Origin of the sequence: Pseudovibrio exalbescens, from assembly GCF_028737195.1 — a bacterium.
GTDB lineage: Bacteria > Pseudomonadota > Alphaproteobacteria > Rhizobiales > Stappiaceae > Pseudovibrio > Pseudovibrio zosterae.
On sequence record NZ_JAQZAJ010000001.1, the window covers coordinates 983,549 to 1,008,884 of the forward strand.

The 25,336-nt window shown below is 57.8% G+C and carries 21 protein-coding genes; 13 read left to right on the plus strand and 8 right to left on the minus strand.

Annotated elements, in window-relative coordinates; genetic code table 11:
- The first annotated feature begins 445 nt into the window (after nt 1–445).
- Nucleotides 446–2,386, plus strand: a complete 1,941-nt coding sequence (locus PUV47_RS04630; RefSeq protein WP_274217429.1) for a bifunctional 2',3'-cyclic-nucleotide 2'-phosphodiesterase/3'-nucleotidase — start codon at nt 446–448, stop codon at nt 2,384–2,386.
- 82 nt (nt 2,387–2,468) lie between these two features.
- On the opposite strand, the gene PUV47_RS04635 is transcribed toward PUV47_RS04630, so the two are convergent.
- Nucleotides 2,469–2,684, minus strand: coding sequence for a hypothetical protein (locus PUV47_RS04635; protein ID WP_274217298.1), 216 nt, complete (start codon nt 2,682–2,684; stop codon nt 2,469–2,471).
- A gap of 87 nt (nt 2,685–2,771) precedes the next feature.
- Between PUV47_RS04635 and PUV47_RS04640 the strand changes: the two genes are divergently transcribed.
- The 3 genes from PUV47_RS04640 to PUV47_RS04650 all read left to right on the plus strand — a co-directional run bounded on the left by PUV47_RS04640 (nt 2,772) and on the right by PUV47_RS04650 (nt 5,109).
- Nucleotides 2,772–3,629 (plus strand): LysR family transcriptional regulator, encoded by an 858-nt coding sequence (locus PUV47_RS04640; RefSeq protein ID WP_274217300.1) that lies wholly within the window; start codon nt 2,772–2,774, stop codon nt 3,627–3,629.
- A 124-nt stretch (nt 3,630–3,753) separates the two neighbouring features.
- Nucleotides 3,754–4,620, plus strand: coding sequence for an AraC family transcriptional regulator (locus tag PUV47_RS04645; protein ID WP_274217301.1), 867 nt, complete (start codon nt 3,754–3,756; stop codon nt 4,618–4,620).
- 132 nt (nt 4,621–4,752) lie between these two features.
- The gene (locus PUV47_RS04650; RefSeq protein WP_274217302.1) at nt 4,753–5,109 is read left to right on the plus strand and encodes a DUF6665 family protein; all 357 of its coding nucleotides are present in this window, start codon (nt 4,753–4,755) and stop codon (nt 5,107–5,109) included.
- Nucleotides 5,110–5,187: 78 nt separating this feature from the next.
- On the opposite strand, the gene PUV47_RS04655 is transcribed toward PUV47_RS04650, so the two are convergent.
- Entirely contained in the window at nt 5,188–5,964 is a 777-nt protein-coding gene (locus tag PUV47_RS04655) for a phytanoyl-CoA dioxygenase family protein (protein ID WP_274217303.1), read from the minus strand.
- Between the two features lie 799 nt (nt 5,965–6,763).
- A complete protein-coding gene (locus PUV47_RS04660; RefSeq protein WP_425313730.1) occupies nt 6,764–7,936 on the minus strand; it encodes a type III PLP-dependent enzyme in 1,173 nt (390 codons plus the stop codon).
- A gap of 312 nt (nt 7,937–8,248) precedes the next feature.
- Between PUV47_RS04660 and PUV47_RS04665 the strand changes: the two genes are divergently transcribed.
- The 3 genes from PUV47_RS04665 to PUV47_RS19880 all read left to right on the plus strand — a co-directional run bounded on the left by PUV47_RS04665 (nt 8,249) and on the right by PUV47_RS19880 (nt 9,928).
- Complete coding sequence (locus PUV47_RS04665; protein ID WP_274217305.1) at nt 8,249–8,569, plus strand: heavy metal-binding domain-containing protein; 321 nt, start codon at nt 8,249–8,251, stop codon at nt 8,567–8,569.
- Nucleotides 8,570–8,673: 104 nt separating this feature from the next.
- Nucleotides 8,674–9,678, plus strand: coding sequence for a methylmalonyl Co-A mutase-associated GTPase MeaB (gene meaB / locus PUV47_RS04670; RefSeq protein WP_274217306.1), 1,005 nt, complete (start codon nt 8,674–8,676; stop codon nt 9,676–9,678).
- A gap of 181 nt (nt 9,679–9,859) precedes the next feature.
- Nucleotides 9,860–9,928, plus strand: coding sequence for a 4Fe-4S binding protein (locus PUV47_RS19880; protein WP_425313734.1), 69 nt, complete (start codon nt 9,860–9,862; stop codon nt 9,926–9,928).
- 541 nt (nt 9,929–10,469) lie between these two features.
- Here PUV47_RS19880 and PUV47_RS04675 read toward each other — a convergent pair.
- The gene (locus tag PUV47_RS04675) at nt 10,470–11,483 is read right to left on the minus strand and encodes an EamA family transporter (RefSeq protein WP_274217307.1); all 1,014 of its coding nucleotides are present in this window, start codon (nt 11,481–11,483) and stop codon (nt 10,470–10,472) included.
- A gap of 180 nt (nt 11,484–11,663) precedes the next feature.
- Between PUV47_RS04675 and PUV47_RS04680 the strand changes: the two genes are divergently transcribed.
- Nucleotides 11,664–13,085 carry a TIGR03808 family TAT-translocated repetitive protein gene (locus tag PUV47_RS04680; protein ID WP_274217308.1) on the plus strand — a complete coding sequence of 474 codons (1,422 nt, stop codon included), beginning with the start codon at nt 11,664–11,666 and terminating at the stop codon, nt 13,083–13,085.
- On the opposite strand, the gene PUV47_RS04685 is transcribed toward PUV47_RS04680, so the two are convergent.
- Together PUV47_RS04685 and PUV47_RS04690 are read right to left on the minus strand one after the other, a co-directional pair.
- On the minus strand, nt 13,082–14,104 hold the full coding sequence (locus PUV47_RS04685; RefSeq protein ID WP_274217309.1) for an asparaginase: 1,023 nt from the start codon (nt 14,102–14,104) through the stop codon (nt 13,082–13,084). The genes PUV47_RS04680 and PUV47_RS04685 overlap by 4 nt on opposite strands.
- A 66-nt stretch (nt 14,105–14,170) precedes the next feature.
- On the minus strand, nt 14,171–15,346 hold the full coding sequence (locus tag PUV47_RS04690) for an aminotransferase (protein WP_274217310.1): 1,176 nt from the start codon (nt 15,344–15,346) through the stop codon (nt 14,171–14,173).
- A gap of 604 nt (nt 15,347–15,950) precedes the next feature.
- On the opposite strand from PUV47_RS04690, the gene PUV47_RS04695 reads away from it, so the two are divergent.
- The gene (locus tag PUV47_RS04695) at nt 15,951–17,498 is read left to right on the plus strand and encodes a SulP family inorganic anion transporter (protein WP_274217430.1); all 1,548 of its coding nucleotides are present in this window, start codon (nt 15,951–15,953) and stop codon (nt 17,496–17,498) included.
- 135 nt (nt 17,499–17,633) lie between these two features.
- On the opposite strand, the gene PUV47_RS04700 is transcribed toward PUV47_RS04695, so the two are convergent.
- Nucleotides 17,634–18,572, minus strand: coding sequence for an EF-hand domain-containing protein (locus PUV47_RS04700; protein WP_274217311.1), 939 nt, complete (start codon nt 18,570–18,572; stop codon nt 17,634–17,636).
- 269 nt (nt 18,573–18,841) lie between these two features.
- On the opposite strand from PUV47_RS04700, the gene PUV47_RS04705 reads away from it, so the two are divergent.
- The 3 genes from PUV47_RS04705 to PUV47_RS04715 all read left to right on the plus strand — a co-directional run bounded on the left by PUV47_RS04705 (nt 18,842) and on the right by PUV47_RS04715 (nt 21,800).
- Nucleotides 18,842–19,570 (plus strand): response regulator, encoded by a 729-nt coding sequence (locus PUV47_RS04705; protein ID WP_274217312.1) that lies wholly within the window; start codon nt 18,842–18,844, stop codon nt 19,568–19,570.
- Nucleotides 19,567–21,021, plus strand: a complete 1,455-nt coding sequence (locus tag PUV47_RS04710) for an ATP-binding protein (RefSeq protein WP_274217313.1) — start codon at nt 19,567–19,569, stop codon at nt 21,019–21,021. The genes PUV47_RS04705 and PUV47_RS04710 overlap by 4 nt, the downstream gene beginning before the upstream one ends.
- Nucleotides 21,022–21,164: 143 nt before the next feature.
- Nucleotides 21,165–21,800: a DUF1906 domain-containing protein gene (locus PUV47_RS04715; RefSeq protein ID WP_274217314.1), complete on the plus strand. Its 636-nt coding sequence runs from the start codon at nt 21,165–21,167 to the stop codon at nt 21,798–21,800.
- A gap of 133 nt (nt 21,801–21,933) precedes the next feature.
- On the opposite strand, the gene PUV47_RS04720 is transcribed toward PUV47_RS04715, so the two are convergent.
- On the minus strand, nt 21,934–24,114 hold the full coding sequence (locus PUV47_RS04720) for a malate synthase G (RefSeq protein ID WP_274217315.1): 2,181 nt from the start codon (nt 24,112–24,114) through the stop codon (nt 21,934–21,936).
- Nucleotides 24,115–24,384: 270 nt separating this feature from the next.
- Here PUV47_RS04720 and PUV47_RS04725 point away from each other — a divergent pair, with 270 nt between their 5' ends.
- Entirely contained in the window at nt 24,385–25,299 is a 915-nt protein-coding gene (locus tag PUV47_RS04725; RefSeq protein WP_274217316.1) for a DMT family transporter, read from the plus strand.
- Nucleotides 25,300–25,336: the final 37 nt, after the last annotated feature.

The following is a 25,336-nucleotide window of genomic DNA, read 5'->3' on the forward strand; positions in this document are numbered from 1 at the left end:
CGCACCGGCGCCCATCACAGACCAGAGCGTGACTGCGGGGCGCACAACCATTCAACGCAAATGAAACTCAACCGGGAGGGATGAACTGCCCGCAACGTGGGCAGGAGCAATGGGTGACCTGATTTGCAGGCGAAAACCGGGCAGCAATCGGCATTTTTCAGGGTTATTTGACGACGCTTGGTGACTTCACCCTACCACAACCAAAAGATGCAAAAGCTTGAGGAAAGTGATGCGGCAGGGTTTTACAACCTCTCGGTGAAGTATCATTATGCTGCAACATTGTTCTGGGATGCTTTGCGCGTCTTTCAAAAGAACGATGGGGCTTCATCCTGCCCGTCTGCCATGAGGACTGGCGGGCGCAGACTGGGGCCTTGCTCTCCTTTCCCGAACCTATCATTTGGGGGTACCAAACGTGACCGGATTTCGTCTTTCCCGCCGCAGCTTCATGGGAGGCCTTGCGGCCACCGGCGCGGCCAGCATGCTTCATCCTTATTCTGTACTGGCCAAGGAAAACACGGCGCATTTGCGCCTGATGGAGACGACCGACCTCCACGTTCATGTGATGCCCTACGACTATTACTCGGACAGGCCGATTGATACGGCAGGCTTGGCCCGGACGGCATCCATCATCAACCGCATCCGCTCTGAGGCCACCAACACCATGCTGGTGGACAATGGTGATTTCTTGCAGGGCAACCCCATGGGCGACTTCATTGCCTATGAGCGCGGCATGCGTGAAGGTGACCTGCATCCGGTCATCAAGGGCATGAACGTTCTTGGTTTTGATGCCGGTACGCTTGGCAACCACGAGTTCAACTATGGCCTTGAGTTCATGAGCAAAGTGCTGGCGGGGTCCAACTTCCCGTTTGTTTGCGCCAACGTTGCCAAGGGCACTCTGGCCAGCAACGGACGCGGCGATGACCTGTTCCTGAAGCCTTACGTGATCGTTGAGAAGATGATCAAGGATGGCAGCGGCGCTGAACACCCAATCAAGGTTGGGTTTATTGGTTTTGTACCGCCCCAGATCATGAACTGGGACGCCCGCCATCTGGTGGGCAATGTGAGCGCCCGTGACATTGTGGATGCCGCCAAAGCATGGGTGCCACAGATGAAGGAAGAAGGCTGCGACATCATCGTTGCGCTGTCTCACTCCGGCATCAGCGGCGAAAGCCAGAGCGAAGGCATGGAAAATGCGTCGCTCTATCTGGCAGGTGTGGATGGCATTGATGCCATGTTCACCGGGCACCAGCATCTGGTGTTCCCTGGCCCTGCATTTGAAGGCATTCCGGGCGTAGACGCGGAAAAAGGCACCGTCATGGGCAAGCCAACCGCCATGGGCGGCTTTTGGGGCTCAAACCTTGGCGTGATCGACCTGATGGTGGAGCGGGATGGCAACAACGGTTGGCGCATTGCCAACTACACCGTTGAAACGCCAGCGATCTACAAGAAGGAGGGGCGCAAGAACATTCCACTGGAAGAGAGCGACCCACGGCTGATTGAAGCAGTTGCCGAAGACCATGAGGCGACACTTGCCTACATCCGCCGCCCGGTGGGCAAGACCTCGGCACCGCTTCATTCCTACTTCGCGCTGGTCGCAGATGACCCATCCGTGCAGATCGTGTCTCAGGCGCAGACCTGGTACATCAAGGAGATGCTGAAGAGTTCCGAGTTTGCTGGTCTGCCTGTGCTATCGGCGGCGGCACCGTTCAAGGCCGGTGGCCGCGGCGGCGCTGAGTACTACACGGATGTGCCTGCAGGCGACATCGCCATCAAGAACGTGGCGGACCTCTACCTTTATCCAAACACCGTGCGTGCGGTGAAGATCAAGGGCAAGGACGTGAAGGAATGGCTGGAGCGCTCAGCCGGCATCTTCCAGCAGATTGAACCGGGCAAGGCAGATCAGCCGCTGATTGATCCGACCTTCCCGAGCTACAACTTCGATGTGATTGATGGGGTGACCTATCAGATCGACCTGACCCAGCCTTCCAAGTATGGCCCGAAGGGAGAGCTGATAAACCCGGACGCCAGCCGCATCGTTGACCTGCAATTTGACGGTAAGCCACTGGACATGGAGCAGGACTTCATTGTGGCCACCAACAACTACCGCGCCGGTGGCGGCGGCAACTTCCCGGGTATTACCGATGAGGTTGTGGTGTTTGTTGGCCCGGACACCAACCGCGATGTCATCGTGCGCTATATCGTGGAACAGGGCACCATCAACCCGTCTGCCGATGCCAACTGGACCTTCAAGCCAGCCCCGAACACAACCGTGCTGTTTGAAACTGGTCCGGCAGGCCAGAAATTCATGGCGGATGTGAAAGGTGTGGCCATTGAGGCCGCAGGAGATGGGGCGGACGGCTTCGCGAAATACCGCATCACGCTCTGATGCCGACCTGACAGACTGAGGAAAGGCTGGAGGCTCCTCCAGCCTTTTTTTTGCAGGGCGCCCGGTTCTGCCCTGCCTGCACCTAACGTGTCGACCAAAGCCGGATTACAAGCAACGCTTTTCTAATGAGCAACATCTGGCGCACAGAGAAAGCCAGCGCAGCGAGCGCCCTCGGCAAGCGCCGGACGGACGGCGGCACCTCAAGAAACTCGGCATTCTGGTAGAACTCTTCATCCCGTTTTTCTGGAGTTTTCTGACCTATTTCACGGTTTACTGGGGGCAGAGGCACAATTAACATGGAACTTCCTCAGGTTTTCTAACGCCCTCAAGTTATTGATCTTACTCATGTCCTCACAGTAGCTACCTTTGAAAGGCGCTTTCAGAAATGAAACCCGGCATTTATTCGGAGATACGCGCGTTTCTGGCGCTCAGCGAATTCGGCACGCAGGCCGAAGCCGCCCGACAGCTAGGTGTCAGCTCTGCAACGTTTGGGCGGAGCCTTTTGAAACTTGAAAAGGATCTGAACCAACGCCTGTTCCACCGAGGCAAGTCAGGCTTGAGCCTTTCTCTTGAAGGGCAAGAGCTGCTCGCTCGCTTGAGACCTCTGGCCACTGAAATGGCCGAGTTGGAGAGCTGGTTGCGCCAAGGAACACGGAAACCTCAAGTGAAACTTTCCGCAGGCACATGGACCTCGCTGTTCTTGGCCAACGGGTTCAGAACACTATGCAGGAGCGATGACCCGTTTGATCTGGTGTTCGTGCCAACGGAGGCTCGGCTTGGCATCGAACACCGCCAGGTGGATATCGGCATTCGCGGTGCCCGGCCTGAGGAGGGCAACCTTGCTGCCAAGCGCCTTGGACAGATTGGCTTTGCCCCTTACGCTGCCAAAAATGTGACAGACGCTGATAGCATGGGGTGGTTGTGTTTGCATCCTGACTATGCATCGACCCGCTCCTCCCGCCATGTGATGGCCAATCATAGCGAAGCTATCGCGGCCTATGTGACAGCACCCCGTCTGATGCTGGACTTCGCGTTGCAAGGAGTTGGCAAAGCCGTGCTGCCTTGCTTCATTGGGGACGCGCAAGAGCAGCTGCAGCGAACCGGCGATGAGATTGAAGAGCTGCGAGAACACCAATGGCTCGTAATGCATGGGGATGGACGTTTTGAAACGCACGTGAGACAGGTGGCGGATCGGGTTGCTGATTTTTACGCTGCAAGGCAGGGTGTGCTTTTGGGGGCATAACTCTTACCCCCACCTGCAACCGTGTATCAGGGCAAGGTCCGCAAGATTTGTTCGTCTGACCTGTGCTTTAAACAAAGGTGCAAGGGCGAAACCTAGAGAGTGAAAAACGTTGCACGCCGAAAAGATGAGCCAAAGCCGAGATGAAACACGGGCTGGATATGAAGCGCGGATGCTGCGTGTGGTGCAGTACATTCATGCCAATCTGAACGGAGACCTGTCTCTGGACCGGCTGGCTGATGTGGCCTGCATGTCGCGGTTTCATTGGCACCGTGTTTACCACTCCATGACTGGCGAAACCCTTGCCAACGCAATCCGGCGGATCAGGCTGCACCGGGCGGCGGGGTATTTACTGCGGTCTGACAAGACCATTGAGGACATCGCTGGCCACTGCGGCTACCCCAGTGTGCAAAGCTTCAACCGGACATTCAAAGCAGGAATGAGCGTAACACCTGGCGCATTCCGAAAGGATGGCGCGGAGCTGCCAACGCTTGGCCTCACCAAGAACGGAGTATTCGCCATGTATGAAATCACGATCAAAGACGAACCAGCCCGCCATATCGCTGCCGTGCCGCACAAGGGAAGCTATCAAAAGGTGGGCGAGGCTTTCGAAAAGCTTTCTGCCATCTTCACCAGCCGCAACCTGTGGCCAAAATCCGGGGAAGCGGTGGGTGTTTACTACGATGACCCAAGTTCGGTTGCAGAAGCTGAGCTGCGTTCCCACGCCGGGATGGTCGTTTCTGCTGATGTGGATGTATCGGAAGGTCTGGAGCCTGTAGACCTGCCAGCCGGACCCCATGCGGTGCTGCGCTACGTGGGCCCTTATGCTGGCCTCGACACCCCTTACACCTATCTTTTCGGTGAATGGTTGCCAAAGTCTGGCCGGGAAGTGCGTAACAGCCCAAGCTTTGAGGTCTATCTCAACTCACCGCAGGACACACCGGCCAATGAACTGATTACCGACATCTACCTTCCACTGGAACCTGCGAAGTAATCAGCGAATTCCCTAAAGAACCTGGGGAGCGCCCTCGCCTTGAGAAACGGGCTGGGCGCTCCTTGCTCTTTTCTGTTGGCTGCAACCGCGCCATATTGGGGGCAAGTTGATGCCAGCCGGAGCAGTCTCCCCATGTTCGTGCGTCCCCCTCAAGCCTTTCGAAACAAAGCCGAGAGCGACCCCATCTCCGAGGCGCTGCACCAAGAGGTGATGGAAGAGAAGGTTGGCACCCTGTCGCGGCTCAACAAAAAGCTGGAAGCGGCAGTGGACAGGCTCACCCGGCTGGAGATTGAGGAACTTCCGGAAGAAGACCGGCAGCGCCTTGTTCACGAAGCCGGTGAAGCGCTATGGCATGTTGTGATCCAGCGCGAACTGGTTGGGCTCACAGGCTTGAAGGCCTTTCTCGACCACATGGGTGTGCCAAAGGAAGTGCGCTTGAAAACAGGTCCAATGCCTGCGCACCTGAAACGGCCAAACAACAAGCCCTAAAAGGCAAGACAAGCGCGGCAGCACCCCACCGCGCTGGCCCAGCCTGTTCGAGCGGCGTTTCAACGGCCAGGTCTTCAATCAGCCAACATCAAGGAGCCACTTTTGCGCGGGGGTAAGGCGGCTTAGCGTATGCGCCGTGATCCATTTCTGCTGCTCTTGCTGTGCGGTGTCCTGGCGGTCGATATAGAGCCCATGAAGAACGCGGCGGCGGGCGCCGGTCTTGTTCGTGGTGCCGCCATGCCAGGTGTGGGCGTTGAAAATCATCACACTGCCAGCCGGACATTCGAAAACCACCTCATCTGGATGAGGGGCCTCCACATCTGCCAGCACATCCTCGGGCAATTCGGGACGCAGATGCGTGCCCGGCAGAATGCGCGGTGCGCCGTTCTCACTGGACAAATCATCGATTGCCCAGATTGAGTTCACCAGATGCACCTTTGGGAAGTCCGGGCGCGGTTTCTTCCAGTCAGCATGGAGCGGCTGGTGGCCACCGCCGAGCAGAGCCTCACGGGCGTTGAGGCTGGAGATCTTGAACTCGCCGGCAAAGATGTGATGGCACGCAGCAAGAACAAGCGGGTGGGCCCAAACCTTCTCCCAGACCGTGCCCTTGTTGACCAGATTGGCGATGCGCGTGGCCCCATCTTCCTGATGATGCTCTATGGCAAGGTTTTCCCCTTCTCGGGCCACCAGGCTGTCGAAGGTGCGGCGCATGTCTTCCAGCCAATCAGCATCCACCACGTTTTCGATGATGGTGAAGCCTTTCTGGTCCAGATCCTCCCGCATTTTGCCCGAAACTGGCAGGGTTGCTCCCAAAGCATCCAGATGGCGCGCAGCGCTGTTGCTCAGCTCTTCCATTCATTTCCTCCAAAATGAGTGCAGCAAATCTCATCGACGAGATGGCTCTAGCCTATGGGCTGTTTTCGGTCTGCGAAGGAGGAAAGATGTTCGATTTGCTGGATTTTTGTTAGAATATCTAAGGGCGTGCCAACGCCCTCCGACCCGGCCATGGCACCTGGCTCTGGATACCGGATCAGCGGCTCGCTCCCGCTCCCCTTGTCCGGTATGACGCAGGAGTGGGACAGAGGTGCTGCAGGCCCATTGCGGACGCTGAGGATGACGCGCAGTGCTGGTGCTACGCTTCTGTTTGGCGTTGGCCGATGTGTCTTTCAGCATTACCTTATACCACTACCGTCATCCCGCACCACTCCGCCGCCGTCACCCCGGCATCGCCTTCCCCCTCGCCGTCATCCCGCACTTGATGCGGGATCCAGCCGGGTTCTTCGGTCAGTGCTCAGAACTTTAGGTTCTGTGTTCGCAATTGCTCACGCTCGTTGTGCTGGATACCGGATCAGCGGCTCGCTCCCGCTCCCCTTGTCCGGTATGACGCAGGAGTGGGACAGTGGACAAAAGAGAGACGCCGCATCACCTTCCCCCTCGCCGTCATCCCGCACTTGATGCGGGATCCAGTCGGGCTCTTCGGTCAGTGCTCGGAACTTTATGTTCTGCGTTCGCAATTGCTCACGCTCATTGTGCTGGATACCGGATCAGCGGCTCGCTCCCGCTCCCCTTGTCCGGTATGACACTAGTGGGGCAATGCATAAAAGAGAGAAGCCGCCCGAGGGCGGCTTCCGCATTCCAAGTGGCAAAGCCTTGATCAGATAACCACGACATCCAGCGGCGGGAAGCCGTTGAAACCCACAGAGGCGTAGGTGGAGGTGTAAGCCCCGCAGGAGCGGATCATCACCCTATCGCCCGCACACAGGCTCTCCGGCAGAGCCACATGCTGCTTTTCGTAAAGCACGTCTGCGCTGTCGCAAGACGGCCCGGCAACAACGCAGGGCCCATGATCGGCCTCGTCCTTATCGGTGACAAACCGATAGCGAATGCTCTCGTCCATGGTTTCAGCAAGCCCGGAGAACTTGCCAATGTCGAGATAGACCCAGCGGTGCGGATCCTTCTCAGACTTTTTGGAGACCAAGAGCACCTCACAGGCGATCATGCCCGCTTCGGCAACAAGCCCCCGGCCCGGCTCCGCAATGATATGAGGCACACCAGGAAAGCGAGCGTGCACCAGCTCCATGACCATGGCCGAATAAACCGAGGGGTGCGGCACATCCTTGTCATAGGACGCGGGAAATCCGCCGCCGATGTTTAGGAGTGACAACTGAAAGCCTGCTTGGTGCACGGCTTGCCACACTTGTTGCACCTGATCGAGGGTATCCACCCACATGGCGGGTTCGCGGGTCTGCGAACCGACGTGGAAAGAAAGACCGACGGGGTTGAGCCCAAGCTGCCTGGCCAGTTCGAACAGGCTGATCGCCTTGTCTGGCGCACAACCAAACTTGCGCGAAAGCGGCCAGTCTGCGCCGGTTGCGTCGACCACGATGCGGATGAAGACATTGGCACCGGGCGCGTTTTTACCAAGCTTGTGCAGCTCTTCTTCTGCATCAGCAGCGAACAGGCGAATGCCGTGCTCATAGGCCCAGGCAATGTCCGAAGCGCGTTTGATTGTGTTGCCGAAGGAAATTCGGTCTGGCGTTGCCCCTAATGACAGGCAGAGCGCGATTTCGCTTCTGGAAGCGGCATCAAAGTTTGCCCCTTCCTGCAGAAGAACCCGCAGAACGGCAGGTTCCGGGTTGGCCTTGACCGCATAGTGGATTGCAACGTCGCCCAAGCCCCGCTTCAACGCGCGAAACTGATGTGCAATTGCAACCGAATCCACCACCAGGGTTGGTCGGTCAAAGCTGTTGGAACGAATGTAGGATTCAAGGCGTGCGGGCGCAGCAATAGCGTCACGCCCGATATGTTCGGAAACGTATGCGTTCAAGTGCATCTCCAATAGACCCGGCCATATATGACCGCTCACTTCCAAGGGAGACGTTACCGTCGCTACGTAAACACGTTGGGTGGAAAGAACCACCCCAAGGCCAGAGGCGCGTGCGTTGGCGTCTATTTCGCCGGTTGTTTTACGCGTAAGTGTGTATGACGCAAGTGAAATATTCCACCAACAAAACCTAGCGGTACTTTTTCCAGAAGAAATCCAGGTTGCAGAAGAAATCCGTGCGCAACTGCGATCGCCGTTAAAAAGCGGTCGCACCTCTCCTATACTTGGCGAAGCATTAGAACAGGGAGAAACCGCATGCTGACCACAACCACCAATACGCTGCAGAATCACGAAATTGATCAGTACTATGGAATGGTTCATGGAGAAGCCATCTTGGGTGCCAACGTGTTCAAGGATTTGTTCGCAGGCATTCGCGATATCGTGGGTGGCCGTTCCGGTGCCTACGAGGAAGAGCTTTTGAAAGCCCGCAAGATCGCCATCAACGAGATGTGCGAGGAAGCGCGCCAGATGGGTGCCAATGCGGTGATCGGCATCGACATTGACTACGAAACCGTGGGCAGCAACGGCTCCATGCTGATGGTGACGGCCACAGGGACCGCGGTGCGCTACCGCTAAAACGCGGGCCTAGACTTTTGTGCATCCAGGGACGGGTTGCGTTTTTCCTCCCGTTCCTGAAGGTTAGGGATCTGCGATTCCAGAGGAAAAAGCGCCCTGACACCATGACTGACACCGGAAAGACACCGCGCGATAATGTGGAGCAGCTGGCCGAAAAGCTGATTGGCGGACAGCGAGCGGCTCTTGCGCGGGCCATTACTCTGGTGGAATCAAAGAACCCCGCTCATCGCCGGCAGGCCGAAACGCTGCTATCCAAGGTGATGGACCGCACCGGCGGGGCTTTTCGCCTTGGCATTACTGGGGTTCCGGGCGTTGGAAAGTCCACCACGATCGACAGCTTTGCCTCCAATCTGACGGCGGCGGGCCACAAGGTGGCGGTGCTGGCGGTAGACCCGACCTCCACCCGGACAGGTGGCTCGATCCTTGGCGACAAGACCCGCATGGCCCGGCTTGCGGTGGACCAAAACGCCTATATCCGGCCCTCTCCTTCTGCTGGCACGCTGGGCGGCGTTGCGGCCAAGACGCGTGAGTCCATGCTTCTGTGCGAAGCTGCCGGGTTTGATGTGATCCTTGTGGAGACCGTAGGCATCGGCCAGTCGGAAACCACCGTGGCACAGATGGTGGACTTCTTTCTTGTGTTGATGCTGCCCGGTGCGGGGGACGAGCTGCAGGGCATCAAGAAAGGTGTTCTGGAAATTGCCGATATGATCGCCGTGAACAAGGCCGATGGCGACGGCGCGGTGCGGGCTCGCGCGGCGGCCTCGGAATACCGGGCGGCGCTGAACATTCTGGCTCCGCGCTCCAAGACTTGGTCACCGCCCGTGATGACCATTTCCGGCCTTGCCAACGAACGCCTTGATGAGATGTGGGCGCAGATCCTGACTTACCGCGACCGGATGACGGCAACTGGAGAGTTTCAGCAAAAACGCGCCACCCAGCAAGTGGCGTGGATGTGGAGCCTTTTGCAGGAGCGGCTGATGGAAGCCCTGCGCACCAATGGGGATGTGAAGGCCTTGCTGCCGGACGTGGAAACGGCGGTGCGCGATGGCCGGATGCCTGCGACCCTTGCAGCCCGGCAACTGGCCGAGGCGTTCGGGATCAAGCTCTGACGCAAGACAAGCGCCGGTAACACCCTCTGCCGTGCCGAAGACATCCCGACCCCGTTGAATCAAGATGCTGTAGCCAGTGCCAACGGCACCCGAGATCTTGGCTGACATTCAGCTGGATCCCGGCTCGGAGGCCGGGATGACGGCGGGGTGTGAGGCGTAGGCTGAGGGATGACCGCAGAGGGTGGGATGCAGGCTGTGCGTTGACCGATGCCCTCACCTCGCGCTTACAGCGTCATCCCGGACCAGTTGAGCGAAGATGCTGTAGCCAGTGCCAACAGCACCCGAGCTCGTGGCTGACATTCAGCTGGATCCCGGCTCGGAGGCCGGGATGACGGTGGGGTGTGAGGCGTAGGCTGTGGGGTGGCGCTGTGGGATGACGGCAGAGTGTGGGGTGTAGGCAGTGGGATGACGGCAGCGTGTGGGGGGTGACCGATGCACTCACCTCGCGCTTACGACGTCATCCCGGACCAGTTGAGCGAAAAGCGAAACGCCGATCCGGGATCCAGCGAAAGGAGAGCGAGCCCGCACGCTAGAAACCATCCTGCAGTGCTGCGAGTTTAGTTGGCCAGAACGCTGGGCGTGTGGCTGACATTCAGCTGGATCCCGGCTCGGAGGCCGGGATGACGGCGGGGTGTAGAGTGGAGGCTGAGCGCTGCGGAAAGACAGTGTTGTACCCGTTGGCCTAGCTGGGCCTCGGCTGGATCCCGGCTCGGAGGCCGGGATGACGGCAGAGTGTGGGGTGGAGGATGTGGGATGGCAGAGGTGGTGCAGGCACAAGCGCTATGGAGTGACTATTGTGGCGGTTGGTGGGTGCCGCCAGGGGATTGTGGTGAGGTTTGGCGGGCGATGCGGGTGGAGGTGTGCCGACGGGAAAACAGAACGGCCAAGGAACCTGCGGTCATGATAACGCCGCCCAGAACGGTTTGCCCCGAAAACACAAAGATATCGATGAGCCCCAACTGGTAGAACAGGAACTCAAGGCCAAGGGACATGAACGGCAGGGCCGCAATGCCCGCCAGATAGTTTTCGGTGCCTACACGATAGACTGCGCGCAAGGAAAGGAACTGGGAGGTTCCGCGCAACAGCGCACCGACCAGAATGGCGGCGATCCAGAGCGTTGGATCCAGCAGCAAGGACGGCGTACCGATCCACTCTGGTGCAGCGGGCAGCGCCTCTGAAAGAGTTGGCAGCGCGGACCCAAGGAGCGACAGAGCAATGGCTCCGCCAAGCATGCAGATGGACGCAGCAAACAGCATGACGCCGGTCAGTCCGGCGCGCTGACGCATGTCTTCTGTCTGGTTCATGGGGTGAAGTTCGGAGATCAGGGTTGCAAGGACCACACAAATCTCGGAAAGCACCATGTAAACCAGCGCAGGATTGGAAAACCCGCCTTCCAGCCCGGTGACCACGACCCAAAGACCGGCAAGAACAATGAGCTGACCCGGCAACTCGCGCAGGGTCGGCTGCCGGAACCCGCAGGCAAACAACACAGCCATGGAAAGAGGCACCACGATGATGCCGACAAAGCTGGCATTTGCGGCCGTGGTGTGAACGAGAGCTGCCGTAAAAAAAGCGGCTGTCAAAACACGCAGGACGCCAAAGCCCCAGGTGAAAGGGTCTTTCAGCGCTGACAGCCCGATCTGCCGCCACCCACCAAGAACCATGAGAATGAGACCGCCCGCCATCATTTGCAGGAATGTGAAAAGCCATGGATCAAGACCGGTTTCGACAAGAATGGCGCGGGAGACGACCAGCAGAATGGACCAGCTGAACAGAGCCAGCAGGATGGGAGAGACGGCAGCCATTGGGGAAGTTCCTCTTTTGTTCGTAAGGTGAGTACCGGATGCCAGCGGTGCTGTCCACCTCAAAAAAGGAATGCGCGCTTGGCAGATTGTCGAACACAGCCGCGTGTGACCTGATTTGGCACAAAAATTCCGGCACGAGTTTTGTTTGTAGCAACCCAATTGAACTTTGGGGCGTTGCACATGTCATTCTTGAACAAGACCACTGCGGTAAAAGGCGTTTCCAGACGCGGATTTCTGCGGCTAGGCGCGACTGGCGCGGTGGGCCTTGCGGCGTCAACTGCCCTGGCCCTGCCCTCCGGCAGTTTCCAAGTGGCGGACCTGCGCGGAACGCTGAATGCCTCGACACACGGTGTAAAGCCGCACCCTTCAAGCGATCAGAGCGATGCCTTGCAAAGTGCCATCAACAAGGCGGCAAAGGACGGCAAGGTGCTGTTTTTGCCTGCGGGCCGCTATGTTGTGCGCCAACTGAACCTGCCCAGCAACACGGCGATTTGCGGCGTGCCAGGGCAAACCCAGCTGGTCTATCAAGGAACGGGCACGTTGCTTGCCGCCCATGGTGCCACCCGTGTTTCCCTTGAGGACCTTGTGCTGGATGGGGGCAAACGTCCCATTTCAGAACAGTATCGCGGCCTTGTTGACCTGACACGGGTGGATGAGCTGAGACTGCGCGGCCTGACGCTGTTGGGCAGCTCACGCTCGGCGATTTCCGCCATCAGCAGCAACGGCGAGATTTCCGGATGCTCCATTTCCGGAGCTGCCCATGCGGGTATCTGGTCCATGGAAGCCAACGGCCTGTCCATTCTGGACAACGTGATCCATGACTGCGGCAATGGCGGTATTCTGGTGCACCGCTGGACCAAGGGACCGGACGGCACGCATGTGCGCGGAAACCGGATCGACCGGATTGCAGCCCGTGACGGCGGCACCGGGCAAAACGGCAATGGCATCAACATCTTCCGGGCGGACAACGTGATCGTGGCTGACAACAGCGTGAGTGATTGCGCCTTCAGCGCCATACGCGGGAACTCGGCTTCCAACTTGCACATACGCGGCAACACCTGCCTGCGCTCGGGCGAAGTGGCTGTATTCTCCGAGTTTGCGTTTGATGGGGCGATCATCACAAACAACATCATTGATGGAGCGGCACTGGGCATTTCCATCACCAATCTCGATCACGGCGGGCGCACCTGTGTATGCACGGGCAACATCATCCGAAATCTGGTGAACAAGGCACCCTACGAACCGGAAGGGCTGGATTTCGGCATTGGCATTCAAGCTGAAGCAGACACCACCGTGACCGGTAACGTGATTGAAAATGCAGAGACAATCGGCATCGTGGTGGGCTGGGGGCCCTACATGCGCAATGTTATTGCCTCGCAGAACATCATCCGCGAAACGCCCATGGGCATCGCCGTGAGTGTGGCACCGGGCGCGGGCGGCGCGGTGTTGACGCAAAACGTCTTTGATGGGGTTACCGAGGGCGGCATTGTGGCCCATGAGTGGACCAAACCGGTGAGCGGAGACCTGGCCCATGAAGGCGCGGAAGAATGGCCGCGCCTCCTGATCCGGGACAATCAGCTGATTGTAGGGCAGCGCGCCTAACCGCCGCGCAGCACGGCCTTGAAGTCTTCCACCGGGCGGACATCGCCGACGTGGATGTCGCGGCGGTTCTTCAGTGGCTGGCGCAGATAAGGCTCAAGTGCCTTTTCTTCGGCCTTGCTGGTGTCCAGCAGGCTTTCGATGACAGAAGCCATGATAACTTCCGCACCGCGTGTGGCACCATCGTCGCATTTCAGGGAGACGCCGTAACCCAGCTCTGGCAGAGCGGCACAGAAAACACCTTCCGCACCGGTCTTGACGAAAACGCGCCCCTGGAAGGCGTCCATCACATCGGTACAGAAGCGGTTCTTGCCAGCAACCATGTAAGGTTCGTTGACGCAGGCCTCATAAAGCGTTTCGGCGGCCTTTGCGCGCACAGGATCCATGCCCTCACCCGTTGCGAACTTGGCAAAGGCCATGGCCGTTTTGTCCAGATTAAGGGCATAGGTTGGAATGGAGCAGCCATCGGTGCCACAAACATCAGCCCCGATGATCTGACCGGTCAGGTTCTCCAGAACGGCGCGAATTTCCTGCTGCACCGGATGATCATAGTCGATGTAGTTTTCGGTGGAGAGCATGAGCGTGCGCGCCAACGCCAGGAAGCCTGCGTGCTTGCCCGAACAGTTGTTATGAAGGGCGCATGGCTCTTCGTCCTCAAGAATGAGGCGGGCTGCATCTTCCATGTGCTTTGGCCACTGAGGCCCGCACAGCAGCGCGTCTTCTGTCAGACCAGCCTTCATCAGCATGACGCGGGCCGTGTTGGCGTGAACATGCTCCCCGTTGTGAGAAGCGCAGGCCAGCGCCAGTTCCGCATCATCATAGTCCAGCGCTTCGGCAGCGCCGGATTCGACCAGCGGCAGAGCTTGAAGCGCCTTGATGGCGGAACGCGGGAAGACGGCCTGTGCGACATCTCCCACACCAAACACCAGCTTGCCGCTCGCATCCACCACAGCAAGCGACCCGCGATGGCGGCTCTCAACCAGCCCGCCGCGTGTAACCTCGACCAATACAGGATTGTCCATAGACCTTCTCACATTCAGTGTTGGTGCTTTGGCGCAAGGTGCAGACCCTTCGCCCGAAACAGGAATTCAACCGCTGAGCCCCAAGCCCTTAAGCCACGCTGCCAGACGGTCTGTTGCCTCCTTCAATACACTGTCCTTTTTGCAAAAACAAAAGCGGATGCAGTTGGTGGGGGCGTCAGACACATAAAATGCAGATAAAGGAACAGCAGCAACGCCCGCCTCTTCCACCATGCGCAGACAGATTTCTTCATCGGTCCCATTCAGGCCAAGAGGTGTGACATCCACGGTGACGAAATAGGTGCCGTCGCACGGCAGAACGGCAAAGCCCAGTTGCGCCAGCTCATTGGAAAGGAAATCTCGCTTGACGCGCAGATCACCTGCAAGGCCGTGATAGTAGCTGTCTTCCTTGGCAAGACCCAGCGCAACGGCCTTTTGAAGGTTGGGCGGCGTGGTGAAGGTGACAAACTGATGCGCCTTGGCAATGGGCTCCAGCAAGTTAGGGCTTGCAGTGATGTAACCGACCTTCCAGCCTGTGAGCGAGAAGGTCTTGCCCGCTGACCCGATGCGCACGCAGCGCTCGCGCATGCCATCGAACATCATCAGGGGCAGATGCCGGTGCCCCTCAAAGGTCAGATGCTCGTAGACCTCATCACAAATGGCGTAGCAGTCGTTTGTACGACAGAGACGGGCGATGTCGCCAAGCTCGGCTTCAGTAAACACCTTGGCACAAGGGTTCATGGGATTGTTGATGAGGACCGCTTTGGTGTTTTCGGTAAAGGCGGCCTCCAGTGCCTTCACATTCAGCTTCCAGTCTGGCGGAGTGACCCGCACCCGAACAGGCACGCCTCCGGCCCGCTGCACCAAAGGCAAATAACAATCATAAAGCGGCTCGATGAGAATGACTTCATCGCCCGGTTCAATGAGCGCGAAAATGGCGTCCGCCAGCGCTTCAGTTGCCCCAGAGGTGACCATGACCTCGCGCTGCCAGTCGACCTCAAGCCCATAAAACCGCTTGTTGGCCGCAGCAACGGCCTGACGCAACTCCGGCACACCCAGCATGGGTGGATACTGGTTGGGCCCAGCCATGAGGGCGTCGGCCGCGCTTTGGCGAATGTCCTGCGGGCCATCCACATCCGGGAACCCCTGGCCAAGATTGATGGCCGCATGCTCCAAGGCAAGGCGGGACATCCGCTCGAAGATGGTCGTCTTGACGCCTGTAAATACCGGATTGGTCGGCTTCATTTGCCCTCCCCCTGCCAAGTCTTGTTGCGCCTTTGAAGCTAGCGATTTCGCAGCGGTCTGCAAAGGCATATTTAAGGACAAGCACTTAGTCGTTTTGGGCACGTGTGATCAAGTGGCTTTTGGAAAAACTGAAGGGGCTGGTTCAAACCGCCTTTAGGGCAGCGGCGCAATGGTGGGCCGCCGTGAAAGAGGACCACCAAGCCTGACTGTGCAAAGCCCTTGGCGTCCACAAGAGCAAGGCAGGCATGCAAATGGATGATGGCCTTTTGCAGGGAGTTCCCGTATAACGCAGCCCATATTGAAGAGTTCTGCGTCAATACTCAGGGCTACATGGTTTCCTTGGTCAAAGGTCCAGTGTCCCAGCCGTTTTCATGAGATCCATTTTTCATGGAAGCTTCACAGTACGCAGTTAAAGCATTGCACAACAGATCAGCTGATCGCAGATGCTGCTTAAGGCTCACACTCAACCGCACCTTTCATCCGTTTTTGATGCTGGGAAGGTGCCGTAGGAATTGCCTGACTTATTCCTACCCAACACGACTACTTGTAATGGAGGTGCTGTTTGCACTCGTCCTCTGAAGTTCTTGCGTCTGCCAAAAATGGCATGTCCGTGAACCTAATCAAAACTGAAGTTCTTGCCGGTCTTACTGTCGCCCTCGCGTTGGTGCCAGAGGCCGTTGCTTTCGCCTTTGTTGCCCAAGTTCATCCGCTGGTGGGGTTGTACGCGGCCTTCATCGTGGGCATCATTACCGCCGTTTTCGGCGGCCGTCCGGGCATGATTTCCGGTGCGACCGGCGCTCTGGCCGTTGTGATGGTCTCCCTCGTGTCGCAGCACGGTGTTGAATACCTGTTCGCCGCTGTGGTCTTGATGGGTATCTTGCAGATCATCTTTGGCATCATGCGCTGGGGCAAGTTCATCCGCATGGTCCCGCATCCGGTGATGCTGGGCTTTGTGAATGGCCTTGCCATTGTGATTTTCATCGCACAGTTCTCCCAGTTCAAGGTGGAAGCCCCAACTGGCGGCGACCCTGTCTGGATGGAAGGGCTGCAGCTTTACATGATGCTGGGGCTGATTGGCCTGACCATGTTCGTGATCTGGGTAACGCCCAAGATCACCAGCGCGGTCCCTGCCCCGCTGGCTGGTATTCTGGTGGTTTCCGCTATTGTGATCGGTGCCGGGCTGGACGTTCGTACTGTGGGCGACATGTCGTCCATCGCGGGCGGTCTGCCGCAGTTCCACATCCCGATGGTGCCGCTGACCCTTGAGACACTGGAAATCATCTTCCCCTATGCCCTCATTCTGGCGGCAATTGGCCTGATTGAAAGCCTTTTGACCCTAAACCTCGTTTCTGAAATGACGAACACCAAGGGTGGTGCGTCCAAGGAATGTCTGGCTCAGGGCGCAGCAAACGTGGTGACCGGCTTCTTTGGCGGCATGGGTGGCTGTGCAATGATCGGCCAGTCCATGATCAACGTGAAATCGGGTGCCCGCACCCGCATCGCAGGCATCATGGCCGCGTTGTTCCTGCTGGCGTTCATCCTGTTTGCCTCTCCGCTGATTGAGCAGATTCCGCTGGCTGCGCTGGTTGGTGTGATGTTCATGGTAGTTGTTGGTACGTTTGCGTGGAACACGTTCAAGATCCTCAACAAGATCCCACGCACCGACGCGGTGGTGATTGCCATTGTAACCGGTGTGACCGTTGCAGAAGATCTTGCGGTGGCAGTTGTTGTGGGCGTGATCATTTCCGCACTGGCTTATGCATGGAACGCCTCCAAGCGCATCAATGCGCGCGTATCCATGAACGAGAAAGGCCAGAAGGAGTACGTTCTTGAAGGGCCGCTGTTCTTCGGTTCAGCCGCTGGCTTTCAGGAGATCTTTACCCCAGAGCAGGATCCGGATGACGTGATCGTGGACTTCATCAACTCGCGCGTTGTGGACCATTCCGGTTTGCAGGCCATCGACAGTATGGCGGCACGTTACATCCAACTGGGCAAGACGCTGCACCTGCGCCACCTGTCACCAGACTGCAAGCGCCTTCTGAGCAAGGCGGGCGACATGGTGGAACTCTCCGTGATGGAAGATCCACGGTACGGTGTGGCTGTTGACTACGACCACAAGTTTGATGAGGAGCCCACGCCGCAAAAGGCGTGACGGCATCACACATTCTCATGAGGACAAGGGCGGCTTCTGGTGGAGAAGCCGCCCTTTTTCTTGGCTGGTGCGCGCCACTTCTGAGGGTATCAGGGGGATGGAGCTTCAGCGAAACGCACCATACCAATGAATGAACTAGCCGTTGTCAGGACCTGCACCGTTGCGCGGCCCGCTGCCATCGCGTGGACCATCTCCGCGGCGACCATCACGATCACCCCATCCGCCACGCTTGTGCTGCTTCATGGCTTCGCGCAGATCGGTTTTGGTGAAGGAACCATCGCCGTCCTGATCGAACCGGTCGAACATGAACTGGGCGTGGGTCGTGAACTCTTCCAGTGTAACCGTCAGGCTGCCATCGGCATCCATGCGCTGGAAGGAGCGCACCATCATTGGCTCTGACCACTCGGCCCAGATCGCCTTGAAGCCATCGAGATCCACATTGCCATCTGCAAACACGGTATCAGCATAGGCGCTCAGTTCAGCGGCGGAGAGTTTCTTGTCGCCATTCGTATCAATTGAGGCAAACTTGGCGCCCTTCATGAAACCACCGGGGCCATCCTGACCATGCCGACGCCCTTGGCGTGGGCCATCTCCATCTCGCGGACCATCGCCGCGCATTTCCTTGCCGCCTCTGCGGCCTTCACCACGTTCACCGTCCCACTTGGCCATGCGCTGTTGCATGCGCTCCATGCGGCTGGACATGCGCTCGGCTGTGTTGAGGAACTCTTCCTTGGTGATCTGACCATCACCATTGCCATCGAAACGCTGGAACATGCGCACCTGGGGTTGCTGGGCGCGGTTTGCAAAAGCAACCTTCCACTCTTCCAAGGTGATATCGCCTGAACCGGTTGTGTCGGCAGTGGTGAATTCTTCCTGAAGGGCCGCGTTCACTTCGTCCTTGGTGATGGTGTCATCGCCGTTTGCATCAAAGCGGTCGAACATCTGCATTGGACCAGATCCACGCTTGCCAAAGCCTGGGCCATCGCCACCTGGGAATGCATAAGCGGAGGACAGTGCAGTAGAGGCGACACACAATGCCAGAGTAGCGACAGCAAAAGACTTTACAGGTTTCATGGTGTTTCTCCTTTGAGGCCATGTGAAGCAGCGGGGGCGTCTGCTTCGATGACCTCAACCTAGGCTGCAATTGTCGCAGAAAAACACCGGGATTGAGGGGGAAGTGTACCAAGCTGTGATAAGCCCCGGGGTTCGATACAGTTTGTTACAGGTTTTCTCCGAGGCTCGTGTAAATTGAGTGTTATGAGAGGGTTGCAGCGCTGAATGCCAGACCCGCCCCCAAGGATCGTGCTGTACGTACACAAAGAGGAATTGGCCGAGAACGCATCATGTCGAACCCAAGCTCACACATCTTGATCGTTGATGACCACCGCGACATTCGCGAGAGTCTGGCGCGCTACCTGACAAAGAACGGATTTCGCACCAGCACGGCGGAAAACGCGGCGCAGGCACGGCAGGTTCTTAAAGCGGCTTCGATTGATCTTGTTGTGCTGGACGTGATGATGCCCGGTGAAGACGGTCTGTCGCTCTGCCGCCATCTGGTGGAAACCAATCAGGCCCCTGTCATTCTCCTGACCGCCATGGCCGAGGACACAGACCGTGTGGTGGGCCTTGAGATTGGCGCTGATGACTATGTAACCAAGCCATTCAACCCGCGTGAGCTGTTGGCACGCATTCGCGCTGTGCTGCGGCGGATGTCCAACGTACCCAAGACCCGCGACCCGATTGAAACGGAAAAGCTACGGTTTGAAGGCTGGGAGCTGGATGTGAACCGGCGCGAGCTGACCGGGCCTGATGGCGTCATGGTGCCGCTCTCCACGGGCGAATACCAACTGCTGATTGCTTTTTTGAAGCGGCCCAAGATGGTGCTTTCCCGCGACCAGCTTCTGGACCTCACCAGCGGACGCACACCAGCGGTGTTTGACCGCTCCATCGACAATCAGGTCTCGCGCCTGCGCCGCAAGATCGAGGAAGACCCCAAGAACCCCGTTCTGATCAAGACTGTTTGGGGCGGCGGCTATACCTTTACTGCCGAGGTGACGGAGCCCGCTGAATGAGTTTGTTGAAGCGGCTTTATCCGCGGCGCATGGCGACCCAGCTGATCCTTTTGCTGTTGGTGGCCCTTTTGATCTCCCAGTCGGTGAGCTTTTACCTGTTCACCGATGAACGGCGCATGGCGATTATCGGCATGGCAAGAGACAACGCGCTGTGGCGCACCGCCAGCATCGTGCGCCTGATTGAGGATACACCGCGCACGGTGCATCCCGGCGTTTTGCGGGCCATCTCGAACAACAACACGCACTATGATCTGGGCCTTGCACCGCTGGTGACCGCCACAGGCGACAACCGGCTGGAACAAGCGCTGACGGGCTTTTTGAAACGCCGCCTGAAGGACGACCGAGATGTGCGCGTTTTCATCAACTATCGGGAAAGTGCCGAGGATGAACCGCCACTGTTCAAGGAACGTGAGACGCGAGACGAGACACGGCGCGGGCCGGACAGGCGCAGACCCGAGGGGAACTGGAACCCACACCACGCACCGGACCGCATGCTGCGCCGGTTCGACGGGATTGAAGGCGCAACGCTCTACGCTTCCATTCGCCTGAACAATGGGGACTGGCTGAACTTCCAGAGCAACTTCAACCTGCCACCGCGCCCGCTGGTGCCGGTGCTGTTGCCGATCCTGATCATGGCGCTTTTTATCGTGGTGATCGTGTGGGCCTTTGTGTACCGGCTGACACGGCCGCTCCGGGCGCTTTCAGATTCAGCAGAACAGCTGGGCCGAGGTGCGGATGTTGATCCATTGCCGGAAAAGGGACCGCTTGAGGTGCGGCAGGTAACCCGCGCCTTCAACGAGATGCAGGACCGGCTGACCCGGTTCGTCAAGGACCGCACGCGGATGTTGGCTGCAATCAGCCATGATCTGCGCACACCCATTACCTCCTTGCGCATTCGCGCCGAGTTCGTTGAAGACGCGGAGGACAGGGAGCGGATGATTGAAACGCTTGACGAGATGCAAGCCATGACCGAGGCCACCCTCGCCTTCGCCCGCGATGAGGCCAAGGCGGAAGAAACCAAGCAGATGGACCTGAGCGGCCTGTTGGAAAGCATCTCCAATGACTATGAGGATATGGGCAAGGATGTGCAGTCGAAGGCAGATGAGCGCATTGTCATCACCTGCAGGCCCATTTCCCTGAAGCGCGCGTTCCGCAACATCATCGACAATGCGGTGCGCTATGGCACACATGCCCATGTGCATGTGTCGCGCGCACACGATCAGGCGGTTATCGAAGTGCGCGACGAAGGGCCCGGCATTCCAGAGCACAAGCTGAATGAGGTGTTTGAACCGTTTGTGCGCGTTGAAGAATCCCGCAGCGAAGAAACCGGCGGCATTGGTCTAGGCCTTGCGATCTGCCGGAGCATCATCCACGCTCACGGCGGCACCATCACGCTGAAAAACCGTGAGGATCGCAGCGGCTTGATCGTCACCGTTCGCTTGCCGCTCTAAGCAGACAATCAAACTCAACTCGACCTTATCTAGAGCCTTAATCATGGCGTTAAGGCTCTGACAGGGCTGATTTTGTCTGCCCTCTCACAGCACTCACTTCAACACGTCGGTAGGTCACGCAACACCATACAAGGAGAGTTACGGTGACCAATCGCTATGCAATCGACACAACAGACGACCTGAGCAACTCCGTTGCCCAGTTGAAAGCCAACGACATCGTTGCCGTTGGCCGCTATCTATCCCTCAGCGACTGGAAACGGATACAACGCAATGAAGCAGTTGCGTTGACCCAGAACGGCATCCAGATCTTTACGGTTTATCAGGATGCGCAGAACGCACCGGGCGACTTCAGCGCTGCCTATGGGACCCAAAACGGCACAACAGCGCTACAACAGGCACAAGCCATTGGGCAACCTGCGGGCAGCGCCATCTATTTTGCGGTCGACTATGATGCAAGCCAAAACGACTACGACACCCGTATCAAACCCTACTTTGAAGCAGTCAGAACCGCATTGGCGGGGCGATACAAACCCGGCGTTTATGGCAGTGGCTTGATCTGCCAGAATCTGCTCAATGACAGGCTCGTTGACTATTGCTGGCTGAGCGAGTCCAGTGGATATCGAGATCATCAAACCTTCCTCGACAGTGGCAACTGGAACCTGTCTCAGGAACCAGCCACCAACGCCTATGACAAGGACCTGATAAACCCGCAAAAGCCAGATTTTGGCGGCTTCCGTCATCTGGACACGCCATCACAACAAAATCAGGCAGCGGAATAGCCAAAGGATTGGCTTGCGCTTTCTCGCGTGTGAGGTCCCGTGCCAAAGGACCGGCGCCGCACCGCCACGCAGTAAAAAGGCGCGGGAGATACCCGCGCCTCAACTCAGACGGTCCTTGGCCTCGTGAAAGCCGCTAGTGCAAAGCTGCCTTTGCCTTCACTTCCAGACGGCGGGCGTGGAGAACCGGTTCAGTGTAGCCGCTCGGCTGTTCACGCCCCTTCAGGACAAGATCACACGCTGCCTTGAAAGCGATGGACGCCTCAAAGTCTGGTGCCATTGGCTTGTAAAGCGGATCGCCTGCATTCTGCTCGTCCACCACCTTGGCCATGCGCTTCATGGTTTCCATGACCTGCTCTTCGGTGCACACACCGTGGTGCAGCCAGTTGGCCATGTGCTGAGAGGAAATTCGCAGTGTCGCGCGGTCTTCCATGAGGCCGATGTGGTTGATGTCCGGCACCTTGGAACAGCCGACGCCCTGATCAACCCAACGCACCACATAGCCGAGGATGCCCTGCGCGTTGTTATCCAGCTCCTGCTGGATTTCCTCCGCATTCCAGTTTGGCGAGACGGCAACAGGGATCGTGAGGATATCATCAAGCTTGGCCGCAGCGCGGTTGCGCAACTGCTCCTGAACACTGGCCACGGAAACCTTGTGGTAGTGCAGCGCGTGTAACGTGGCTGCGGTTGGCGACGGCACCCACGCGGTGTTCGCACCAGACTTTGGATGACCGATCTTCTGCTCCAGCATGGCCTGCATCAGATCCGGCATGGCCCACATGCCCTTGCCGATCTGCGCGTGACCTTCCAGACCGCAATGCAGCCCTACATCCACATTGTTGTTTTCGTAGGCGGCAATCCAGGTGGACTGCTTCATGTCGCCTTTGCGGATCATTGGACCGGCCTCCATGGAGGTGTGGATCTCATCCCCCGTGCGGTCCAGAAAGCCCGTATTGATGAAACATACACGGCTCTTTGCAGCGCGGATGCACTCCTTGAGGTTCACCGTGGTGCGGCGTTCCTCATCCATGATGCCCATCTTGATGGTGTCACGGTCGAAACCGAGAATGTCTTCAACGCGCTCGAACAACGTGTTGGCGAACGCCACTTCCTCGGGGCCATGCATCTTCGGCTTAACGATGTAGACGGAGTTGGCGCGGGCATTGGCGTGACGACCTTCAACCGCCCGGCCCTTGCCGATATCGTGGATCGCAATCATGGAGGTGACCAGCGCATCCATGATGCCCTCTGGAATCTCATTGCCTTGCTTGTCCAGCACCGCCGGGTTTGTCATGAGGTGCCCCACGTTGCGAACCAACATGAGGGAACGGCCAGACAACACCAACTTGTCGCCCTGCGCGTCGGTGTATTCCCGGTCTGGGTTCAAGGCGCGGGTGAAGGTCTTGCCGCCCTTGGAGATTTCTTCCTTCAGGTCGCCCTTCATCAGGCCGAGCCAGTTGCGATAAGCCAGAACCTTGTCCTGTGCATCAACGGCGGCCGCTGAATCCTCGCAGTCCATGATGGTGGAGAGCGCAGATTCCAGAACCACATCGGCGATGCCTGCCGGATCTGAGGCCCCGATTGGCGATGACTTGTCGATGACCAGCTCAAGGTGGATGCCGTTCTTCTGCAACAGCACTTTTTGCGGCGCATCCGCCTCGCCCACGAAGCCGACGAACTGGAGCGGATCTTCCAGACCGGCGATGTCTTCATCCTTCAAGGTCAACGCCAAAGAGGAAGCGACAACAGAGACATCGACCACATCCGCCCAGCTGCCATTGTCGAGTGGCACCGCTTCATCCAGATGCTTCTTGGCAAAAGCAACGACCTGAGCGCCGCGCTCGGGATCATAGCCGCCAGCCTCCGGGGCTGAGCCCATGGCATCGGTTCCGTAGAGCGCATCATAAAGAGAGCCCCACCGCGCATTGGCGGCATTCAAGGCATAGCGGGCATTGAGGATCGGCACCACAAGCTGCGGCCCTGCAAGGCGAGCGATTTCCGGGTCCACATTGGGCGTATCGACTTCAAAGTCCCAACTGCTGGGCACCAGATAGCCGATTTCTTCCAGAAACGCCTTGTAAGCACCGCCATCGACCGGACCGGGATTGGCCTTGTGCCAGGCATCGATCTTGGCTTGCAGCTCGTCGCGTTTTTCCAAAAGCGCCTTGTTCTGCGGGCCAAGGTCGGCCACAAGCTCGCTCAGGCCAATCCAGAAACTGTCTGAATCCACACCGGTTCCCGGAAGGGCTTCATTCTCAATGAAATCGTAGAGTTCTGTTGCAACCTGAAGGCCGGCAACTGTGGTGCGGTCCGTCATGGTCCCCCTCAATACAGCTTTGTCACTAATATTTTTCACGTAGACCCCACCTTACAATTTTCGGAGTCCTGTTCAATCAGTCGCTCCAATAAGAACCTTTTCCAAAACGGAAACAATAGGCCGAATTTATCAGTTTCGCAGATAAACCCGCGCGATTGAGAAAAAATCGTTTGCCTTATGGGGTGGTTGCGACCAGTGTTCGCGCAAAATAACAGGTATTACTACTTGGACCAGTCGGTCTACCAGAGGCTCACAGGAATTTCGCGGCTCATGCCAGTATCGTCCGTTTACAATCGTCCGCTGTTACTTTTGTTTCTCACAACCATTTTCTGGGGCGGAAACACCATTGCTGGCAAACTTGCCGTTGGAAATGTCTCCCCTTTTGTGGTCGTGTTCATCCGCTGGCTGATCGTGAGCCTGATCATGTTGAGCCTTTACTGGCGTGAGGTGGTGCGGCACTGGCACATCATGCGCCCGCAAATGCTGATGGTGGCGGCGATGTCCGCCTTTGGTTTTACCGGGTTCAATGCGCTGTTTTATCTGGCGGCTCATGAAACAACAGCGCTCAACATCGGGATCATTCAGGGATCGCTGCCCATGATGGTGGCGATTGGTGCGTTTCTGGTTTACCGCAGCCGCCTGACGATGGCGCAGGTGGGCGGCATCCTGATTACCATGACGGGTGTGATTGCCGTTGCCAGCCACGGCAGTGTGGCGCGCCTTCTGGAGTTTCAGATCAATCCCGGCGACGCCTTGATGCTGATTGCCTGCCTTTTTTACTCCGGCTACACACTGGCTCTGCGCAATCGCCCAAAGGTGCCTGCGCTGCCGTTCTTTGCCGTTACGTCCACAGTTGCGGCGGTCGTTTCGGTGCCGCTGCTCCTGTGGGAGGGGATGGCGGGCGATGCACTCTGGCCGAACTTCAACGGTTGGCTGATCTGCCTTTATATTGCGATCTTCCCAAGCTTCATCGCTCAGGTGTTTTTCATGCGCGGCGTTGAGCTGATAGGCCCCGGACGGGCTGGGATCTTCGTGAATCTGGTGCCGATTTTCGGGGCCATTTTTGCAATCGTGATATTGGGTGAACCCTTCGAGTTTTATCACGCGCTCGCACTGGTGCTGGTGCTTGGCGGGATTTTCATCTCTGAACGTTCCAGTCAAAAAGCAGAGGCTGCCGCCCCTTAGGGGGCAATCTGGCACCATGGTTGCTTGTTTTGCTTGA

What these genes read in the sequence shown, in the direction of transcription:
- PUV47_RS04700 (WP_274217311.1), bottom strand. Translation starts at nt 18,572, where the DNA reads ATGAAACCTGTAAAGTCTTTTGCTGTCGCTACTCTGGCATTGTGTGTC.
- PUV47_RS04685 (WP_274217309.1), bottom strand. Translation starts at nt 14,104, where the DNA reads ATGGACAATCCTGTATTGGTCGAGGTTACACGCGGCGGGCTGGTTGAG.
- PUV47_RS04665 (WP_274217305.1), top strand. Translation starts at nt 8,249, where the DNA reads ATGCTGACCACAACCACCAATACGCTGCAGAATCACGAAATTGATCAG.
- PUV47_RS04630 (WP_274217429.1), top strand. Translation starts at nt 446, where the DNA reads ATGGGAGGCCTTGCGGCCACCGGCGCGGCCAGCATGCTTCATCCTTAT.
- PUV47_RS04720 (WP_274217315.1), bottom strand. Translation starts at nt 24,114, where the DNA reads ATGACGGACCGCACCACAGTTGCCGGCCTTCAGGTTGCAACAGAACTC.
- PUV47_RS04695 (WP_274217430.1), top strand. Translation starts at nt 15,951, where the DNA reads ATGTCCGTGAACCTAATCAAAACTGAAGTTCTTGCCGGTCTTACTGTC.
- PUV47_RS04675 (WP_274217307.1), bottom strand. Translation starts at nt 11,483, where the DNA reads ATGGCTGCCGTCTCTCCCATCCTGCTGGCTCTGTTCAGCTGGTCCATT.
- PUV47_RS04655 (WP_274217303.1), bottom strand. Translation starts at nt 5,964, where the DNA reads ATGGAAGAGCTGAGCAACAGCGCTGCGCGCCATCTGGATGCTTTGGGA.
- PUV47_RS04635 (WP_274217298.1), bottom strand. Translation starts at nt 2,684, where the DNA reads ATGTTAATTGTGCCTCTGCCCCCAGTAAACCGTGAAATAGGTCAGAAA.
- meaB (WP_274217306.1), top strand. Translation starts at nt 8,674, where the DNA reads ATGACTGACACCGGAAAGACACCGCGCGATAATGTGGAGCAGCTGGCC.
- PUV47_RS04710 (WP_274217313.1), top strand. Translation starts at nt 19,567, where the DNA reads ATGAGTTTGTTGAAGCGGCTTTATCCGCGGCGCATGGCGACCCAGCTG.
- PUV47_RS04640 (WP_274217300.1), top strand. Translation starts at nt 2,772, where the DNA reads ATGAAACCCGGCATTTATTCGGAGATACGCGCGTTTCTGGCGCTCAGC.
- PUV47_RS04690 (WP_274217310.1), bottom strand. Translation starts at nt 15,346, where the DNA reads ATGAAGCCGACCAATCCGGTATTTACAGGCGTCAAGACGACCATCTTC.
- PUV47_RS04645 (WP_274217301.1), top strand. Translation starts at nt 3,754, where the DNA reads ATGAGCCAAAGCCGAGATGAAACACGGGCTGGATATGAAGCGCGGATG.
- PUV47_RS04650 (WP_274217302.1), top strand. Translation starts at nt 4,753, where the DNA reads ATGTTCGTGCGTCCCCCTCAAGCCTTTCGAAACAAAGCCGAGAGCGAC.
- PUV47_RS04725 (WP_274217316.1), top strand. Translation starts at nt 24,385, where the DNA reads ATGCCAGTATCGTCCGTTTACAATCGTCCGCTGTTACTTTTGTTTCTC.
- PUV47_RS04705 (WP_274217312.1), top strand. Translation starts at nt 18,842, where the DNA reads ATGTCGAACCCAAGCTCACACATCTTGATCGTTGATGACCACCGCGAC.
- PUV47_RS04680 (WP_274217308.1), top strand. Translation starts at nt 11,664, where the DNA reads ATGTCATTCTTGAACAAGACCACTGCGGTAAAAGGCGTTTCCAGACGC.